The following is a 17,955-nucleotide window of genomic DNA, read 5'->3' as shown; positions in this document are numbered from 1 at the left end:
TCATACTATAGGTCTTACTTTCAGATTTAGCCTAGATTTGGGAATAGAGATACAATTTTGTCATTTGAGTAATATTCTCTTTCAATATCATTATCGTATTTGCTAAGAAAATTTCTTTCTAAACAGAACAATGACTCTAAAAAATCACGATCAATTTTGTACTTATCCAATATATCCGATAATGCGTACATTTTATTTTTAAAGACCATATCAAGAAGAGCCCTTATCTTCCCAGGACGAACAATCGGAATATCTTCATCTAATGGTTCTTCTTTTCTATATCCGTATCTATTCAAAGAAGCATAAAAATAACGATTCTCTTCAAATGTTAGTAAACCTAATTTATAAGCTCTATACTCTAAAGCACCAATAGAAACCATGTATTTTGATTTCAAATCTAAATAAGATTTTGGATTTGATTTTTTGGAGATCATTGAAAAGTCTTCTAAAAACTGTTCTTTTGGTAACAAGAAAAATGAAGCAAAATCGTTAGCTTCTTTTTCTATCTTTTTATGTTCATCTTTAGATAAAGAATCCATGTCAATTTTGTAGTGCAATAATAAATGACCCAACTCGTGTGCTAGATCAAAATTTCTACGTACAGCAGATTTCTTCTTATTTCCCAAAACAATAAACGGTTTCCCATTTTCTGTCCATGTGCTATAAGCATCAATAGATGCTCCCATATTCTTTTCTAGAATATAAACACCCGACATTTCAAGCTTATACAGAAGTTCTTTATTTTCATGTATATCCAATTTCTGTCTAGCATACTCAGCAATCTGCTCTAGAGTAAAAGAATCAGTGCAAAAATCACTATTCGCGTTAGACAACTTTATTACTTCTTCTCTTAATACAGAAATTGTGTTAAGTGGTGGAATTAGTTTTTCTTCAAACTTATCTAAGAAATAACTTGAAAAATCGATAAACGCTGTCTCCATTTTCGCTTTCTTTCTTGAATCTCTATCTTCAGCTCTATAGGCAATACTTTCTATTTTAGAAACTTGCTTTACAAATGGTTGGGTATAGAAAAATTGAGATCTTACAGAAAACATTTTCTTAACCTCGTTAACTACTTCAAACTTTGGCACAGTATATTGGTTCTCATATTGCCAAACCGCTTGTTCAGTAACCCCAATTTTATCAGCAAATTCCTTTCTGGAGAGACCATTTAATTCCCTAAGACTTTGTAATTTCTCTCCGAAAAACATTTTAAATCACATCCTGACTTATATAAAAATTTATCTCTTAGCCTCTTTTTCCTCTTCTGGTATAGCATATCCGAATGAATCTGAGTCGCCAGAAAAGATCGTTTGATCAGAAGCACTTTCACTTAGTATTGGCTCAACATCATCAGCTGTAATTTCAAATTCACTTTCTCCAATTAGATAGCTTAAATCTTCAATCAATTCTAAATTCATTGTTTCACGATTTGGCATGGTAAGTCTAATTGAAGTAATGATTTTCGTTTCATCATCAATTTCATAAGTAACAATATAGAAGCGAGAGTATTTCTGATTAACTTTCAAAGAAGTTCCATCTATAACCGCCTTTACTTCATGGGGATCACTTAATTCCAATTGAATCTGCTCTGGCTGTTCTTTATAATTTCTTTGTTTCCCCTCAAATAAGTGTGAGTTATATTCTGCTAACTCTACTAAATAATTATCATCATTAGCTTTTTTCTTCTTCTGATCTTCAAATGTTTTTTTTACTCTTCTAGAATTTTTTACAATAACCATATATTCTTCAGAATTTTCACTAACACTGAATTGTAAATATTCCCAAGTATAACCTGCTTTATCAATCTTGAAAGAAACTCCTTTCTCTTCTCCTAATTTGGAAACCTGATCATCTATATGATTTCCTTTAGTCCAAGCATAGGCACCACTAACATTCATGGTTTCCTTCTTCTCTTTTCTTTCTTCTAAATATTGTAAATAGCCTTTAAGCGTACCATCTACAATGATTTTACTAATCTCTTTATCTAACTCCAACTCTGACATACTCAATCTCCCTTCTTCAATTTAACAAATCAAGTATACACTATTTTTAAAGAAAAAACATTATTTTCCACTTTTTTTTAAAGTGATCAATAAAACTCATTCACTTAAAATTTTTAATTAACTTCTCCACTTTGATTTTCCTATAGTCAAATCCAATTTCGACCATCAATTCTTCCCAGCTTTTTCCAGTCCTTCTCATCAGAGTATCGACAGAGGGTAATTTTTCAGAAGTCGTTCTCTTTCTAAACTCAGTCATAGACAAACTATCTTCTAATCCTAAACGCACAATCTCAGCATGTAATTCCACGAGAAGTGCTGTATCAGAAATACCTTGTTTCTCTTTTTTGAATAATGGTTTTAGATTCTCAAATCTTTTCTTTAGTGTATATAAGGATGGAACATTTGGATTATTGGCAGATTCTCGCTCATACCTTTTCTGAGAGTAAATTTCTTCCTGATTTACATACTCTCTTACTATCGTATATAACTCTTCATTCGACATTTTTGACCAACAGTATCGCTCGGGTTTTCCTTGTCCTAGCTGGATTAGCAACTTATCCCAAGAGCCAAATCTTTTAGTAATAAACCAGATGCTGGGTGCTGTCTTTGGAAATTCTTTCAATTTTTGTTGATATTGTCGAACTGAGTGAATATTGTTTTCGCCTATAAATTGTTGAATATGAGTTAATAGAAAGAGATCACTTTTCTCCTTCCAAACTACTCTTGCGTCTTTAGAAATCATCTACGTCTACCTCTCAATTTTATTGTAGAGACGTGTTCTATCAGTCTTTTTAGCAATCGCAATTGGTGTATTGGTAACGGCTATAGATTTTAGCAAGTCAACCTCAAGCTCGCCAAATTCGAATATTCGTTTTGGTAAAATCGGATTGATTTAGTCGTCAAAGAATTTGGAGTGACTACCATATTTTGACGATATTGGTAGTCAAAACGGGACAATCTAGGACAATGACAGACAAAATTCCTAATTTTTACCTAAGGAATAAAAAAGAGCAATAGAAAAAGCCCTTGATATACAAGGACTTTTCACATTTAGAAAATTGAAAGACAGCTTCAGTCTTCTTATCTTCTGATTTCTTTGATACGAGCTGCTTTTCCGTGTAATGCACGCAAGTAGTAAAGTTTTGCACGACGCACTTTACCGTAACGAACAACTTCGATTTTAGCAACACGCGGTGTGTGTAGTGGGTAAGTACGTTCCACACCAACACCATTAGAGATTTTACGTACAGTGTATGTTTCGCTGATACCAGCTCCACGACGCTTGATTACAACGCCTTCGAATAACTGGATACGTTCGCGAGTTCCTTCGACAACTTTCGCGTGAACGCGAACAGTGTCCCCAGGGCGGAATGCTGGGATGTCAGTACGTAATTGTTCTTGAGTTAGTTCTTGAATCAATGGATTCATTTTTATCATTCTCCTTATTCCAAACATTCTTAGGACGGCTGTCCCAGCGGAATATCGTATAATAGATGAGTTTTACACTCACCTAAACATTCTAACAGAGGATTATCTATCTGTAAAGATAAAATTCTTGTCAGATAACCCTTATTTTAATTTTCGGCGTGTCTTGATGAATTGATCCTCGGCAAAATCAAAGAACTTACCACTCGTATCGATAGACATTCGACGAATAAGAAGCTCCATTTTAGTAACATTGACCAAATAATGGACTCCCTTTTCTTTGATTAAATAATACTTACTAGGATCACGCCAATGATCCTCAACTTCATGGATTCCTGGAAGCAGCAGAAAATCCACGACTTTCTCCTTAGAACTCATCTTTCTTTTACGATATAACTCACGAATCGCTACCGCATTTGGAAATTTTTCTAAAATGATTTGATCCTCTAATAAAGCATTTCCCTTTGGCATTGTATATTTCGAAGGATCAATCGGTACTTTGAGTATATGATTTTCGATCACTTCTTCTTCGTTGACTAAATAATCGATACTTATATTGAAAAGCTGTGCGAGTCTTTTCAAATTTTCAATATCTGGAATACCACGATTCGTCTCCCACTTAGCAATCGCTTGTCTGGATACAGTCAATTTTTCAGCCAAATCTTTTTGCGTTAAATTTTGTTCGGATCTCATTCTCTGAATTTTTTCTCCACATTGCATCTGCCTCTCCTCCATAGTTATTTCTACTTCAATCATACAATTATTCACCCCGTATGATAATAAACTTTTTTCAGCAAAGCTGTTACGTATCGTAGCAAGTCTAATTTTAGCCGAATTTAGCTATAAAAAGAGAGCCCTTGCTAATCAAGGACTCTCAATAAGTTATTCTTCTTCTTGCTTAATTTCTGTTAAAAATTTTTCCATCTCTGGAGTCAAATCTAATTTTTCTAACATATCCGGTCGGCGTAAATACGTACGACGTAATGATTCCTTCAATTGCCATTCTTCAATCAAACGGTGATTTCCGTTCATCAAAACTTCTGGAACACCCATTCCCTCAAATTCTGCGGGTCGTGTATACTGCGGGTGTTCTAATAATCCAGTGGAATGAGAATCTGTTTGGGCCGAAGTTTGATTCCCCAGAACATCCGGCAATAACCGTACAGTCGCGTCAATCATGACCATCGCGCCGAGCTCGCCGCCAGTCAATACATAATCACCCAAGGATACCTCATCGGTCACTAATGAGCGAATTCGCTCGTCGTAGCCTTCGTAATGTCCGCAAATAAATACTAACTGCTCTTCTTGAGAAAACGTCTCCGCCATTTTTTGATTGAAGGGTTTCCCCGCTGGATCAAGCAGAATCACACGCTTATTCTGAAGACCAGTTTCTGCTTCGATTGCTTTTAGATTATCATAAATCGGTTGGACCTTTAACAGCATGCCTGCACCGCCGCCATATGGATAATCGTCTACTTGTTTGTGTTTGTTATCCGAATACTGGCGGAAATCATGAACATTGATCTCCAATAGATTCTTCTCAACGGCTTTTCCGATGATTGACTCACCTAATGGGCCCTCAATCATTTTAGGAAAAATCGTCAATACATCAATTCGCATCATCCAACAACCCTTCCGGAATTTCCGCGTGAACGATGCCTTCGGTCAAATCAATGTCCTTCACTACAGATTTAATGTATGGAATCAACGCATCTTTTTGCCCTTTGCGTTTCACTACCCAAACATCATTGGCCCCCGGAGATAAAATCTCAGTAATCTTGCCGATTTCCTTGTCCTCTTCATCAACAACCGTTAGGCCGATAATCTCATGATAATAGTATTCATGCTCGTCAAGTTCCCCAAGCTGCTTCTCAGAAATCTTTAAAATGCCATCGCGAAAAGGTTCAACCAGATTGATATTTTCATAGCCTTCAAAACTCAGCAAATCAAAGTTTTTATGTCTGCGGTAACTTGCAATCGTCAAAGAAAGAACATCCTGTTTATCGCGGAATAAGAAAAGCTTTTCTCCAACTTGATAACGTTCTTCCGTAAAATCAGTAGTAGAAATCACACGAACTTCTCCGCGAAGTCCGTGCGTATTAACGATTTTTCCGACTTTATAATAATTGGTCACGTATTTTCCTCTTTCTGTTTTGTCTATTTTGCCATTGAGACAGCCATCTTCAAGCTATTCATCGAATCGCTGTTCAGAATTGTATAAACGGTTTGATTGTCTTGCCAAACCACGCTATTTGATTGAAAATCGCCTGAAGCTACACGTAATGAAATTTGTCCCGCATCGTGAGGAGCTGGTAAAAATGCCCCCTCCAGATATTCAACCGTCTGTTTTGCCAATGGAACCGGATCTTCTTGTTCCAGATTATTAGCCTGTACAGCTAAACTCCAATTGCCTTCCTTCCACATAATAAAGCTGGAACCGGCACCTGCATTGCGATATCCAGTAATCTTATGACCTAGATCAACCTGTTGACCATTTGGATCATAGGTTTGTCCAACTTCATTTTGTGCAATTTCTTTCGAATCAAAAGTCTTGCGTTGAAATTGAGCGACTGGTGTTTGATCATTTAAGATTGGATCATTGAAAGGCGTCTCTTCATTAACGATATAGTAATTAACCTTCAATGTCCCTTGCTCTTCAGAAGCGGTGATACCGATTTGTTTTCCTTCACTGACAGTAGCAGGATCAGGAAACTTGTCATTTGGATAGTTGGCTTGCAGTTCGTCCATCGCCGACATCGCATGATCGCCGTGGGATGAATCAGTTTTCGTTGAACTGGTTTGCGCTTTTGTATCTGACGAATTTTTACTTGAACTACTAGTTGTACTTTTTTTCGAGCTGGTTTTCTCTGTCGCAGCTGCGGTCGATTTCGTGGTGCTATCTTTTGAATCATTATTTCCTGAATTGCAGGCAGCCAAAACAAACAATGCACTAAACAACAACAAATATTTTTTCATGATGGAACACCTCCATCCATAGTTTAACGTATTTCTAACGAAAAAACACTCGAATCAAACCGACTCGAGTGCTTTACTTTATTTACCATCCACGATGTTAAGACGAACTTTCTTCGGTCCATTAGTCCGAACACTATACACGATCGTACGGATCGCTTTTGCAACTCGGCCTTGTTTTCCAATAATTCTGCCGATATCTTCGGGTGCAACAGTTAAGTTATACTCCAAGAAATCTTTAGACTCTTCGATCTCTAATTTCACTTCTTCAGGTTTTGTCACCAAAGGGTGTACAATGGTCAACACAAGGTTAGTTAAATCTTGCATATTTGATCACCTTATTTCTTAGCGAATTTAGCGTCGTGGTGTTTTTGCATGATGCCTTCTTTAGAAAGGATGTTACGAACTGTATCAGAAGGTTGTGCACCTTTTTGTAACCAGTTTAAAACATCTTCTTCTTTTAATACGACTTCTGCAGGGTTCTTCAAAGGATTGTAAGTACCCACAGTTTCGATAAAACGTCCATCACGAGGAGAACGAGAATCAGCAACAACGATACGGTAGAAAGGTTTCTTTTTAGAACCCATACGTTTCAAGCGAATTTTAACTGCCATTGTATAACTACACCTCCATATAATTAATCACAAGATGTAGTCTAACACGCTTTTAGTTAGCTGTAAAGAGTTTTTTCTTTACAGGCTGAATTTTCTTTATAAGCATATCTTTTGCACCTTTTACTTATTTTTTGTAAGATTAATACATCGGATAACAAACGTAATGTTATTTCAGATTAGGAGGAGTCATTATGACAAAAAAAATTGGTATTTTAGTAGGTAGTTTACGCAAAGATTCTTACAACAAAATAGTTGCAAAACAATTTGCAGAATTATTGCCTGATGGATTCGAAGCAAAATTTATCGAAATTGGAGACCTTCCATTCTATAATGAAGACCTAGATGTTGAGGGTTCTGTCCCTGAAACTTGGTCCCGTTTCCGTAAAGAGGTCAGTGAAGTCGACGGCTTATTCTTCGTAACACCTGAATATAATCGTTCTGTTCCAGCCGCATTGAAAAATGCTCTAGATGTTGGTTCTCGTCCAATGGGCAACAGTGTTTGGGGCGGCAAACCTGGTTTAGTAGTGACTGTATCTCCTGGCGGCCCTGGCGGATTTGGTGCAAATCACGCTTTACGCCAATCATTGGTATTTCTCGATGTTCCAACTTTACAACAACCTGAAGCTTACATCGGCGGCATTATGAACTTAGTTGACAACGACGGTCATATCGCTGACGGCACAGTTGATTTCTTCAAGTTGATTACTGATAAATACATTGAATTCTTTAACAAGCTAACAAAATAGACGAAACAATAACCCGCAATAGATATAGTCCCATTATGGATTATATCTATTGCTTTTTTGGTTTCATCAGCTGAACTTTTCCTATGCTATACTTAACTGAAATAAAAGATTGGAGGAACTTATTTGACTGTTAACATTAGACTTGAAGAAGAAAATGATTATCGGATCGTTGAACAGATCACGCGTGATGCTTTTTGGAATTTATATACTCCTGGAGCCGAAGAACACTACCTTGCCCACACGCTTCGCAGTCATTCTGACTTTTTACCAGAGCTGACTTTTGTCATCGAACTTAACGGGGAAATTATCGGCAGCATTTTCTATAGCAAAGCAAAAATAGCAGCTGAAAATGGCGCTGAGTACCCTGTAATTTCCTTTGGACCTGTGAGTATCGCTCCAGAACACCACCGTCAGGGCTACGGCAGACTGTTGATCGAGCACTCCATCGCTGAAGCAAAACGTTTAGGCTATGACGCGATTGTACTTGGAGGCTTTCCTTATCACTATCATCCCTACGGATTTGTTGGTACAAAGAAATATGGTATTTCTATGCCCGATGGAAAATTCTATACTGGAATTATGGCGTTGCCTTTGAAGGAGGGCGCGCTGGATAATATCCATGGTCAAATCATTTTTTCGCCTGGGTTGTATCCCGATCCTGACGGTTTAGAACTCTTTGACCAAACTTTTCCAGATAAAGAAAAAACCGTTTTACCTTGCCAAGCAAAATTTGAAGCTGCAGCTAGTGAGATAGACGATAATGAGTACTAAAAAAAAGCCAGAAATCTGGCTTTTTTATTTTTTTAAATGGATTTGTGCAAACTGGCCGAATTGCTCTGTTTCCAATAATTGTAGTTTTTGTTGATTGGTTTGAGGTAAAAATAAAGGAACGCCCTCTCCTAATAAAACAGGTACGATTTGTATCCACCATTCTTCGATTATCCCTGCTTCGATCACTGGCTGCAATAGCGCGCCCCCGCCAACCACCCAAATAGTTTTATCCGCAGGCAGATTTCTGATAAATTCGACTGGATCTCCATGAACAACCTGTATGTTGTCATTTACTTTACTATCAGAATGACTAAATAAAAAATTCTTCTTTTCTGGATAAATGGGGTCTAATGCTGCATCTCGCTTCACAACCTCGTAGGTTCGCCGTCCCATCATCGTGTAATCAATCGATTGATAGAATGTATCGTAGGGAACAAGCTCGCCCCCCTCTTGATTGTACAGCCATTCTAACCGGTCCTCTTTGTCAGCCAAATAGCCATCTAAACTAATCGCTCCATAAAATACTGCTCTTGCCATTGAATCACCTCTTTATGCTAGTTACTCAATTCTATCAATTAAGAAAAACGCTTCAAGATTATTGCTCAGAATAAAAGTGAGCACTAGTTCAATTCTTCATAACGAAAGCACGCTACTTCGTGATCGTTAACGATTCCAACAGCTTGTAAAAAGGCATAGATCGTCGTACTGCCTACGAATTTAAACCCGCGTTTCTTTAAGTCTTTGGCAATGTTATCCGACAACTCTGTTTTTGCCGGCACTTCTGAGGCAGAGTTAATTTGATTATCTAACACCTCATGATTCGTATAACCCCATAAGTAATCAGAAAAACTTAAGCCTTCCGCCTGCATATCTAAGATCTTCTGTGCATTGATGATCGCAGCCTCGATTTTTCGACGATTGCGAATAATTCCCGCATTCTGCATCAATTCTTCTACTTTTGCTTCATCAAACCTGGCAACCTTTTCAATCTCAAACTCTTCATACGCCTGATCAAAGTTATCCATCTTATTCAAAATAGTTTGCCAGCTCAATCCTGCTTGATTCATATCTAAAACTAGTTTTCTAAAAAGGCGTTGATCATCATATTCCGGAACGCCCCACACTGTATCATGATAGACTTGCATATTCTCATTATTTCCTGACCATTGACAACGATACATCTTTATCACTCCTAATCTCAGTTTCAATAAACGAACATACGCTCCCCTTCAGTATAGCAGAAAACGAAAAAAAGTCATTGCCTAAATCAAGTGTACTATGTATACTAGTACACGCGAACAACTTAATAGGGTGGTGATGACATGGTTCGGATCGATAAAAACAGCAGTCGAGCTTACTATGAACAATTAGTATTAAGCATCAAAGAGGATATTTTACAGGGTATTTTGCAGCCAGGAGATAAAATTCCCTCAGTCAGAGAGATGGCCAAGCAGCTATTGATGAACCCAAACACAATAAGCAAGGCTTATAAAGTACTTGAAACAGAAAAAGTTTTAGTCACCGTTAAAGGCAAGGGTACCTTTGTTCGCGCGATTGAAGAAATACCGAGAGATGAAATTCGTGTTCAGGAACTTAAAAATACGTTAAACGAATTAGTCATTGAAGCACGACATTTGCAGGTCACGCAAGAAGAATTGCTGCAATGGATACAAGAGGCAGAAAAAAAATTAGGGGGTCAGTCATCTTGATTGTCAAAAAATTAGTGAAAACAATTGATCAACGCTCTATCCTAAAAGATATTGAGCTTGCCTTATCTGATAATGAAATCGTTGGACTTGTCGGTCGAAACGGTTCGGGGAAAACAACATTACTAAGAATACTTGCCGGTCACTTTTTGCCTGACAGCGGCGATATTCTAATTGACGAAAAATCGGTATTCGAACATCCTGCTGTTAAACAAGATATTTTTTTTATTGATGAAAAAGAAAACTTTTTACGGACTTATACTATTCAAAAAATCGCCAGGTTTTATCAATTAGCCTATCCGAAATTTGATCAATCGTTGTTTCTAGATTTCATTGAACAATATGAATTTGTATTAAATCAAAACTATCGTCAACTCTCAAAAGGTCAGCAAGCTTTATTTCAGATCATTTTAGCCATCTGTTCAAATGCCCAATATTTACTATTTGATGAACCTTTTGACGGATTAGATGTCATCGTAAAAAAAGAAGTTATCGGGCTATTAATGGACCATCTGGGTGTTCGTTCAAGAACTGCTTTAATCGCCTCGCATAACTTATCAGAATTGGAAAATTTAGTAGAGCGCGTTTTACTCTTAAAAGACCAATCGATTATTAAGGATTATTGTTTAGAAGATATGCGTGAAAACGCGAAAAAACTTCAACTTGTGTTCAAAACAAAAAAAGTTCCTGCTGTCGTAAAAGATTATTCTAAAATGCTGGATTTCCAAGGCAGAGTTGTCACCGTAGTCTTTGAGGACTTCTCAGAGGAACTTGAAACAGCAATCAAAGAATTTGAACCGCTTGTTTATGAAGAACTTCCCCTATCCTTGGAAGACCTTTTCGAAGCAAATTTAAAGCAACATAGAAAGGGGATACTGAAATGATTCGTTCAATTATTTTAGAACGGTATAAGAAAGTTTTGATTGCTGCATGTTTGTTAGTGATCGCCATCTGCACCTTCACAGCAATCACTCAAAACAACCAATGGAAAAATTTCTACAATAATCCCGAAGTCAAAGCCCAATTCGAGGCAGATCCTGACAGCTATACTTATTATGATGAAGAAAAAATGGATAACGTTCCCTATAAATCGTACGAGGAGTATCGTGATACAACCTTGCTTTTTTATAGTTCTTTCTCCTTGTATAACTCAACCCCTGCCTACAAAACTATGATGAAGGCGGAAAACTATTCAGACAAGATCCCTTATAGTGCAAGTTTCGGTCGCTTCCTTTTAGGATCTATCTTATTATTCATTGTTCCCTTTGCAGGATTTCTACTCTTCTTTATCGATCAAAAGACAGGCTTTAATCGCTTTCTGTTTTCGTTAAGCTTTTCGCGAGAAGAACTATTTAAGAAGAAGCTCTTATATGTTGCGTTGCCATTTCTGCTTTCAATTTTAATTGGACAATCACTTTATGCTTTACTGATTCATTCGCTGATTCCTGCTCCTTATATGAATGCTACTTTAGGACAGCTGTTTACTTCCGTTGTGAGTAACTTTTGTCTGTTGTTCGTAATGTTTTGCAGCAGCGCCTTTATCGGTGCCCTGGTTGGAAATAGCGTTTTTGGACCTTTGACTTGGGCGGTTTATTGGTGGCTGACACTTTCTGTTCCATCTACTATCTATCACTTAGGAAATCTGATCTACACAGCACAGAATATCCTGCACAAACAATTTCCTGAGACGTTGTTTGTTTATTCGGTTGGAAAAATGGGCGGTTTCTGGTGGCTGAACATTCTCTTCCTATTGCTAGGTTCGCTGCTTATTTTTTGGGCCTACAAGAATTATCAAACCCTTTCATTAGAAGAGGATAACGCCTATTTATTGAACAAAAAATCACGCTGGCCGATTTGGGGAATTATGACTCTTTTCACCTCATTTATCCTTACGATTAATTTCTTTGATCCTTGGTCATACTTCTTGCAAAAAAGAATTTACGATCATATAAGTGAGCCGATCAGCGGGCCAATCTTTTCAACTATTGTTATCTTGTTAATCGTCGGAGGTGGTTGTCTGTTCATCGTCTTCTTCCGAGAAATTACTACGGTTCTTTCAAACAGATTTAATCGATTAAATCAAAGAGTGAGGTGATAGTTTGAATTCTTTAGATATTTTATTCCCGCTCTATCTTATCGCTTGTGTCTTTTTTCCTTGTCTAATCTATCAATATTTCACATTAAAAAGAAAAGATAAAACGATTTTTATTTCATCCATGGTTTGGCGCTGGATCTTTTTATTCTATCTCTACTTGGTCATAAATGTTACTGGCGTTGGAACCCTTGAAGATATTTTCAGTTATCCAGAATTAATTCGGCCTGGTGAAATCAATTTTATTCCTTTTCAATCAGGTGTCGGCATGTTAAATATTCTTAATATCATCATGTTCACGCCATTAGGATTTTTATTGCCATTAATCTGGAAACAATGTCGTAAAATAGAAGTTACCGTATTGTTAGGCTTCGAATTTTCATTAATGATCGAGATTCTCCAACTTTTTAACCGACGTGCAACAGATGTAGATGATCTACTTATGAATACACTCGGCGCTCTCATTGGTTTTCTCATTTGGACGTTTAGTCAAAAAATTATCAATAAGGTCCCTAGAGAAATCCATGCATTTTCTAAACGAGAACCGCAAATATACCTATTTTTAAGTCTTGCCAGTGTATTCTTTCTTTACCATTGGCGATTCTTCCTATAGTCACCCCTTATTTCTAAAAAGCAAAAAAATGACGCCGCCTCATTATTTGAGACAGACGTCATTTTTCTATTTGCGTTTCTTTTTCTTCTTCTTATTTTTCTTGACCATACGATTCATAGCCATCTTACCCATCTTACCTTTGATTCCATTGCCAAACATTTGATCCATTCCCGCAGGCATACTGCCTTTGCTCATTTGCTGCATCATTTTGCGTGATTCCTTGAACTGCTTGATCATGCGATTGACCTCTACCACAGAGTTTCCTGATCCGGCAGCAATACGGCGACGGCGGCTTGGATTCAACAAATCGGGATTTTCCCGTTCTGCTGGTGTCATCGAGTAAACCATCGCTTTTTTACGCTCAACATCCTTTGGATCAACTTTGACATTCTCAATACCAGGCATTTGGCTCATTCCAGGGATCATTTTCAAAAGGTCCTCGATTGGTCCCATCCCCATTACTTGATCCAACTGCTCGATAAAGTCATTGAAATCAAAACTGTTTTCCTTCATTTTGCGGGCAAGTTCTTCTGCTTTTTTCTCGTCATAATCTTGCTGCGCTTTTTCAATCAGGGTCAGCATATCCCCCATGCCCAAGATTCGACTAGACATCCGATCTGGGTGGAAGACTTCTAGATCCGTTAGCTTTTCACCTGAACCAATGAATTTAATTGGTGCGCCAGTCACGGCACGAATCGATAGCGCCGCACCACCACGTGTATCGCCATCTAATTTAGTAATAACGACACCAGTAATTCCCAACTGTTCATTAAAGCTTTGGGCTACATTGACCGCATCTTGACCAGTCATGGCATCAACAACTAACAGAATCTCATTTGGCTGTGCAATTTCTTTGATCTGTTTCAATTCGTCCATCAAAGCTTCATCAATATGCAAACGACCGGCTGTATCGATCAAGACATAGTCATTTTTATTTTCGCGCGCTTGCTCCATCCCTTGACGCACAATCTCAACTGGACTAACCTCTGTCCCCATATCAAAGACCGGAACATTTAGTTGTTGTCCTAAAACTTTTAATTGGTCAATAGCCGCTGGACGGTAAATATCGCCTGCGATCATTAACGGACGAGCTTTCTCATTTTTGATCAATTGGTTAGCAAGTTTTCCGGCAAAAGTCGTTTTACCAGCCCCTTGCAGACCAGCCATCATAATCACGGTCGGAATTTTTGGTGATTTTTCGATACCCACAGCTTCTGATCCTAATGTCTTCGTTAATTCTTCATCAACGATTTTTACGATCTGTTGTGCCGGCGTCAAGCTTTCCATAACTTCCGTACCTAGAGCACGCGTACGTACTTCTTTGGTAAATTGCTTCACGACTTGTAAATTGACATCGGCTTCTAATAAAGCGAGACGAATTTCTCGCATCATTTCAGTGATATCTGATTCGGTAACTTTTCCTTTTCTACGTAATTTCCCCATCGCATCTTGTAGACGCTGTGTCAAACTTTCAAATGCCATTGCTTATTTTCCTTTCTCCTATCGAGGTAAAAGTTTCTCCTAAGAAAAATCTTTTTAGTCATTTCATCATCTGGTTCTATAGACTGCATAAAAGAACAACCTGTAAAATAAAACTGATACCCTATCTACTCATCGATGTCTTGTATGCTAGTAATTGTTTCAGCCAAAAATTCATCTTTGGGATAATGTTCTGTTACATACAGCGCTAATTTATCCAGCTGTTCTTCTCTAACAATATAGTCGGAGAACAAATGTAATTTGCGCTCGTAGTCTTCTAAGATTTTTTCAGTTCTTTTGATATTATCATAAACTGCTTGTCGACTCACCTGATATTCCTCGGCGATTTCTCCTAAAGAAAAATCATCCGCATAATACAACTCCATATAGTTCATTTGCTTTTCAGTTAATAGCGTCGCATAGAATTCAAACAACGCATTCATGCGATTCGTTTTTTCGATCTCCATTACGTTATCCTCATTTCTTGCCAATTTTCTTCAGAATAAACGGTTAATCCCTTTTGGATAAAATACGCTGTTGCTACACCTACACCTTTGATTCGCGTGCCCGAGAAACTGCCATCATAGACCCGGCCGCTGCCGCAAGATGGGCTTCTTTCTTTTAGGACCAAACCTGTAACCTGCATTTTCCGTAATTCTTCATAAGCCTTGATCGCACCTTGTTTAAAAGCTTCTGTTAGGTCATTTCCTCTATTGTCCAGAACCCGCGCTTGTCCTCTCCATACATCAAAGCCATCGCCGCTTTGTATCTCTGCGGGATAACGAGGTGTCGGAAGGCCGCCTAAAACTTCTGGACAAATCATGATTGCTTGCCCCATATCAACTAAATGTTTCAACTCTGTGATTTCATTTGATCCGCCGTCATAACGACAAGCTATGCCGCCTAAACAAGCACTAATTCCCAGCATCGTTATTTCTCCCATCAAATTAATAGAAAATAGGTGACAAAACTGCCTTCCCATTATACCATTTATTCAGGTACGGAAATAGTCTTTCACAAATGAAAAGTTTTTTTAAAAGGAGACACTTATGAAACGTGTATTAGTCGTAGACGACGAGCTTTCGATCGTAAAGTTATTAAGCTTTAATTTAGAAAAAGAGGGGTACGCTGTTACTACCGCCGAGAACGGAAAAGAAGGCTATGAATTGGCCTTGAATGAAAAATTTGATTTCATTATTTTAGACGTCATGCTGCCATCGATGGATGGTCTGGAAATCGCCAAAAAATTGCGCCAGGAAAAAATTGATACACCTATTTTAATGCTCACTGCTAAAGACGATGCTATTGATCGCATTTTAGGGTTGGAGATTGGTGCTGATGATTACTTGACTAAACCATTTTCTCCACGAGAAGTATTAGCTCGGATGAAAGCTATCTTCCGGCGAGTGGAGCCACGCCAAGAAGTTGTTGAACATGAATTCCTGACAGCCGGCGAAATCAAGGCGGATCTTTCTAACTATCAAGTGACTGTCCGTGATGAAAAAATCGAATTAACACCGAAGGAATTTGAGCTGCTCGTTTATTTCATGAAACGTAAAGAACGAGTAATTGACCGCGACACCCTGCTTGACCGAATTTGGCAATATGATTTTTCTGGGCAAAGCCGGATCGTGGATGTCCATGTTTCACATCTTCGGGAGAAAATTGAGGTTGATCCAAAGCATCCCCAATACTTACAGACAGTTCGGGGCTTTGGTTATAAATTTCAGGTACCAGCCCAATGAAACGCAAGCACTTAGACTATCTCATTCCCTTTCTGCTGATCTGTCTGCTCTTTTTTGGCAGTTGGAAACTAGCCAATCATTTTTACACCAAAGAATTATTGGAGCAACAAGAAGAATTCTTGTCCAGCAATGGAGAGCTTATGATTCATCGACTCAATGTAGAGCAGCTCGACTCAGATAGTAATCGAGCTGCAATCGAGAGCTTTTCTAAAGAAGCAAATGATCGAATCACGTTATTAGATGCTAAAGGGAATATTATTTTTGATAGCACCGAGCCAAATCTCTCAGGCAGTCGTGAGAACCGGCCGGAAGTAAAAATCGTTTTAGCCAGCAACGCTGTCGGCTCATCGGTTCGCTACAGCACTACGTTAAAAACTGAACTGCTATATACTGCTCAGCCAATCCGCTCTGGTAATGAAACGGTAGGGATTCTGCGTGTCGCAAAGAGAACTTCCGCCTTTCAACCGAAAACACGGAACTTTCAGCGGTCGATTTTTATTATCTTATTCTTATTTTACGCGTTTATTTATTTAATCATCTGTTATTTGACCTATCAACGAAATCGACCAATCGAAACCGTGTTGCCGGTCTTGCAGCGCATGTTAAAAGAACCAGAAAAAAGTAATTACATTATGCAAAACTCGCCGCAATGGCAAGAGCTCTATATCACAGTCAATCAGATCAGTGAGCAGTTGAATGAAACTTACGCTGCGTATACCTCCACTGAAGAGCAATTTTCAACACTCTTCCATGAGCTGACCATCGGTGTTTTCATTATCGATACCGAAGGACGTTTTATCATGATCAATCCAGCGATGGAAGAATTATTGCAAATCGGTGGTGCTAGCCAGCATTATTATTGGCAAGTCATTGAGGACAATAAATTTATTCAATTAATCCAACAAGTCCTAGTGGACAAAAATCAAGTTCATCGGGAAATTTCGGCAAAACTGCCAAGCTCCATGAACCTAGATATTCGTTTGCGCTATATCGAAAATGAAATCAAAGGGGATCAAGTTATGGGAACTGTCTATGACCTGACCCATGTTCGACGCTTAGAAAAAATTCAGCGTGATTTTGTCGGAAATGTTTCTCACGAATTAAAAACACCGGTAACATCTTTATTAGGGTTTACAGAAACCTTACTAGATGGTGCCAAAGACGACCCCGAATTGACAGATGAATTCTTGACCATTATGCAAAACGACGCAAAACGTTTACAACGATTGATTCAAGATATTATTGAACTATCAAAAGACAGTGATGATCTAGCTGAAGATCGACAAACGATCGAACTAAATTATTTTCTGCATCAGCAAATTGATCTATATGAGCATTTACTAAAGAACAAACAAATTACTGTCACAATTGACGGCGCTGAAAATTGTTTCTACCAAACGCGCTTGACCTTTTTCCAACCGATCCTTAAAAATCTTCTAGAAAATGCGATTCAGTATTCTCCTGAAGGGAGTTTGATCGAGTTAGGTTATCGTTTAGGAGAACAATTGGAAATAACTGTCACAGATCATGGCATCGGTATGTCAAAGGAGGATCAAAAACGTATTTTCGAGCGTTTTTATCGTGTAGATAAGGCTCGTGCCCGACACTCAGGCGGAACCGGGCTAGGTCTTGCTATCGTCAAGGAATACAGCGAAATTCTTGGTGGTACTGTCGAAGTCGAAAGTCATCCGAAACTTGGATCGACCTTTACTATTAGATTGCCAAACAAATAAGGACCGCGGACTAATCCGCGATCCTTTTTTATTTGGGGAAGCTATCATGTTC

At 38.2% G+C, this 17,955-nt stretch carries 23 protein-coding genes; 8 read left to right on the top strand and 15 right to left on the bottom strand.

The window, feature by feature from the left end; translation table 11 throughout:
* Window positions 1-26: 26 nt before the first annotated feature.
* The 10 genes from IGI38_RS03415 to rpsP form a co-directional block, all read right to left on the bottom strand.
* A complete protein-coding gene (locus IGI38_RS03415) occupies window positions 27-1,211 on the bottom strand; it encodes an ImmA/IrrE family metallo-endopeptidase (RefSeq protein ID WP_438726703.1) in 1,185 nt (394 codons plus the stop codon).
* 30 nt (window positions 1,212-1,241) lie between these two features.
* On the bottom strand, window positions 1,242-2,006 hold the full coding sequence (locus IGI38_RS03410; protein ID WP_438726700.1) for a hypothetical protein: 765 nt from the start codon (window positions 2,004-2,006) through the stop codon (window positions 1,242-1,244).
* Window positions 2,007-2,106: 100 nt separating this feature from the next.
* A complete protein-coding gene (locus tag IGI38_RS03405; RefSeq protein WP_438726697.1) occupies window positions 2,107-2,748 on the bottom strand; it encodes a hypothetical protein in 642 nt (213 codons plus the stop codon).
* A 338-nt stretch (window positions 2,749-3,086) separates the two neighbouring features.
* Window positions 3,087-3,434 carry a 50S ribosomal protein L19 gene (gene rplS / locus IGI38_RS03400; RefSeq protein WP_010740291.1) on the bottom strand — a complete coding sequence of 116 codons (348 nt, stop codon included), beginning with the start codon at window positions 3,432-3,434 and terminating at the stop codon, window positions 3,087-3,089.
* A gap of 141 nt (window positions 3,435-3,575) precedes the next feature.
* The gene (locus tag IGI38_RS03395) at window positions 3,576-4,187 is read right to left on the bottom strand and encodes a helix-turn-helix domain-containing protein (protein WP_438726693.1); all 612 of its coding nucleotides are present in this window, start codon (window positions 4,185-4,187) and stop codon (window positions 3,576-3,578) included.
* A gap of 126 nt (window positions 4,188-4,313) precedes the next feature.
* Entirely contained in the window at window positions 4,314-5,054 is a 741-nt protein-coding gene (trmD, locus tag IGI38_RS03390) for a tRNA (guanosine(37)-N1)-methyltransferase TrmD (protein ID WP_438726690.1), read from the bottom strand.
* Window positions 5,041-5,565: a ribosome maturation factor RimM gene (rimM, locus tag IGI38_RS03385; protein ID WP_438726687.1), complete on the bottom strand. Its 525-nt coding sequence runs from the start codon at window positions 5,563-5,565 to the stop codon at window positions 5,041-5,043. Before rimM ends, trmD begins: the two co-directional genes overlap by 14 nt.
* Before the next feature lie 23 nt (window positions 5,566-5,588).
* Window positions 5,589-6,407 (bottom strand): membrane lipoprotein lipid attachment site-containing protein, encoded by an 819-nt coding sequence (locus IGI38_RS03380; RefSeq protein WP_438726683.1) that lies wholly within the window; start codon window positions 6,405-6,407, stop codon window positions 5,589-5,591.
* Between the two features lie 78 nt (window positions 6,408-6,485).
* On the bottom strand, window positions 6,486-6,731 hold the full coding sequence (locus IGI38_RS03375; RefSeq protein WP_010746101.1) for a KH domain-containing protein: 246 nt from the start codon (window positions 6,729-6,731) through the stop codon (window positions 6,486-6,488).
* 11 nt (window positions 6,732-6,742) lie between these two features.
* Window positions 6,743-7,018 (bottom strand): 30S ribosomal protein S16, encoded by a 276-nt coding sequence (gene rpsP / locus IGI38_RS03370; RefSeq protein ID WP_010740297.1) that lies wholly within the window; start codon window positions 7,016-7,018, stop codon window positions 6,743-6,745.
* A 191-nt stretch (window positions 7,019-7,209) separates the two neighbouring features.
* Here rpsP and IGI38_RS03365 point away from each other — a divergent pair, with 191 nt between their 5' ends.
* A complete protein-coding gene (locus tag IGI38_RS03365; RefSeq protein ID WP_438726680.1) occupies window positions 7,210-7,764 on the top strand; it encodes an NADPH-dependent FMN reductase in 555 nt (184 codons plus the stop codon).
* Between the two features lie 123 nt (window positions 7,765-7,887).
* The gene (locus IGI38_RS03360) at window positions 7,888-8,535 is read left to right on the top strand and encodes a GNAT family N-acetyltransferase (protein ID WP_438726678.1); all 648 of its coding nucleotides are present in this window, start codon (window positions 7,888-7,890) and stop codon (window positions 8,533-8,535) included.
* Window positions 8,536-8,559: 24 nt separating this feature from the next.
* Here the strand turns inward: IGI38_RS03360 and IGI38_RS03355 are convergent, their stop codons facing one another.
* Together IGI38_RS03355 and IGI38_RS03350 are read right to left on the bottom strand one after the other, a co-directional pair.
* On the bottom strand, window positions 8,560-9,072 hold the full coding sequence (locus tag IGI38_RS03355; protein WP_438726675.1) for a dihydrofolate reductase family protein: 513 nt from the start codon (window positions 9,070-9,072) through the stop codon (window positions 8,560-8,562).
* Between the two features lie 83 nt (window positions 9,073-9,155).
* The gene (locus IGI38_RS03350; protein WP_438726672.1) at window positions 9,156-9,716 is read right to left on the bottom strand and encodes a DNA-3-methyladenine glycosylase I; all 561 of its coding nucleotides are present in this window, start codon (window positions 9,714-9,716) and stop codon (window positions 9,156-9,158) included.
* A 141-nt stretch (window positions 9,717-9,857) separates the two neighbouring features.
* Between IGI38_RS03350 and IGI38_RS03345 the strand changes: the two genes are divergently transcribed.
* The 4 genes from IGI38_RS03345 to IGI38_RS03330 are packed head-to-tail and all read left to right on the top strand — an operon-like array spanning window position 9,858 to window position 12,946.
* The gene (locus tag IGI38_RS03345; protein WP_438726670.1) at window positions 9,858-10,244 is read left to right on the top strand and encodes a GntR family transcriptional regulator; all 387 of its coding nucleotides are present in this window, start codon (window positions 9,858-9,860) and stop codon (window positions 10,242-10,244) included.
* Window positions 10,241-11,125, top strand: a complete 885-nt coding sequence (locus IGI38_RS03340) for an ATP-binding cassette domain-containing protein (RefSeq protein ID WP_438726667.1) — start codon at window positions 10,241-10,243, stop codon at window positions 11,123-11,125. The genes IGI38_RS03345 and IGI38_RS03340 overlap by 4 nt, the downstream gene beginning before the upstream one ends.
* Complete coding sequence (locus IGI38_RS03335) at window positions 11,122-12,336, top strand: ABC transporter permease (protein WP_438726664.1); 1,215 nt, start codon at window positions 11,122-11,124, stop codon at window positions 12,334-12,336. Before IGI38_RS03340 ends, IGI38_RS03335 begins: the two co-directional genes overlap by 4 nt.
* 4 nt (window positions 12,337-12,340) lie before the next feature.
* The gene (locus IGI38_RS03330) at window positions 12,341-12,946 is read left to right on the top strand and encodes a VanZ family protein (protein WP_438726661.1); all 606 of its coding nucleotides are present in this window, start codon (window positions 12,341-12,343) and stop codon (window positions 12,944-12,946) included.
* 66 nt (window positions 12,947-13,012) lie between these two features.
* On the opposite strand, the gene ffh is transcribed toward IGI38_RS03330, so the two are convergent.
* From ffh to IGI38_RS03315, 3 genes are all read right to left on the bottom strand, one after another.
* Window positions 13,013-14,428: a signal recognition particle protein gene (gene ffh, locus IGI38_RS03325; protein WP_438726658.1), complete on the bottom strand. Its 1,416-nt coding sequence runs from the start codon at window positions 14,426-14,428 to the stop codon at window positions 13,013-13,015.
* A 125-nt stretch (window positions 14,429-14,553) separates the two neighbouring features.
* Complete coding sequence (locus IGI38_RS03320) at window positions 14,554-14,892, bottom strand: putative DNA-binding protein (protein WP_438726655.1); 339 nt, start codon at window positions 14,890-14,892, stop codon at window positions 14,554-14,556.
* Window positions 14,892-15,353, bottom strand: a complete 462-nt coding sequence (locus IGI38_RS03315) for a DUF523 domain-containing protein (RefSeq protein ID WP_438726652.1) — start codon at window positions 15,351-15,353, stop codon at window positions 14,892-14,894. Before IGI38_RS03315 ends, IGI38_RS03320 begins: the two co-directional genes overlap by 1 nt.
* A gap of 121 nt (window positions 15,354-15,474) precedes the next feature.
* Here IGI38_RS03315 and IGI38_RS03310 point away from each other — a divergent pair, with 121 nt between their 5' ends.
* Together IGI38_RS03310 and IGI38_RS03305 are read left to right on the top strand one after the other, a co-directional pair.
* Window positions 15,475-16,170: a response regulator transcription factor gene (locus IGI38_RS03310; protein WP_438726650.1), complete on the top strand. Its 696-nt coding sequence runs from the start codon at window positions 15,475-15,477 to the stop codon at window positions 16,168-16,170.
* Complete coding sequence (locus IGI38_RS03305; protein WP_438726647.1) at window positions 16,167-17,903, top strand: ATP-binding protein; 1,737 nt, start codon at window positions 16,167-16,169, stop codon at window positions 17,901-17,903. The genes IGI38_RS03310 and IGI38_RS03305 overlap by 4 nt, the downstream gene beginning before the upstream one ends.
* Window positions 17,904-17,955 lie beyond the last annotated feature (52 nt).

The sequence above is a fragment of the Enterococcus sp. AZ128 genome (assembly GCF_051714485.1).
Lineage (GTDB): Bacteria > Bacillota > Bacilli > Lactobacillales > Enterococcaceae > Enterococcus_A.
The sequence above is the reverse complement of the archived record's forward strand: the minus strand, read 5'-3'. Positions and strand labels throughout refer to the sequence as shown.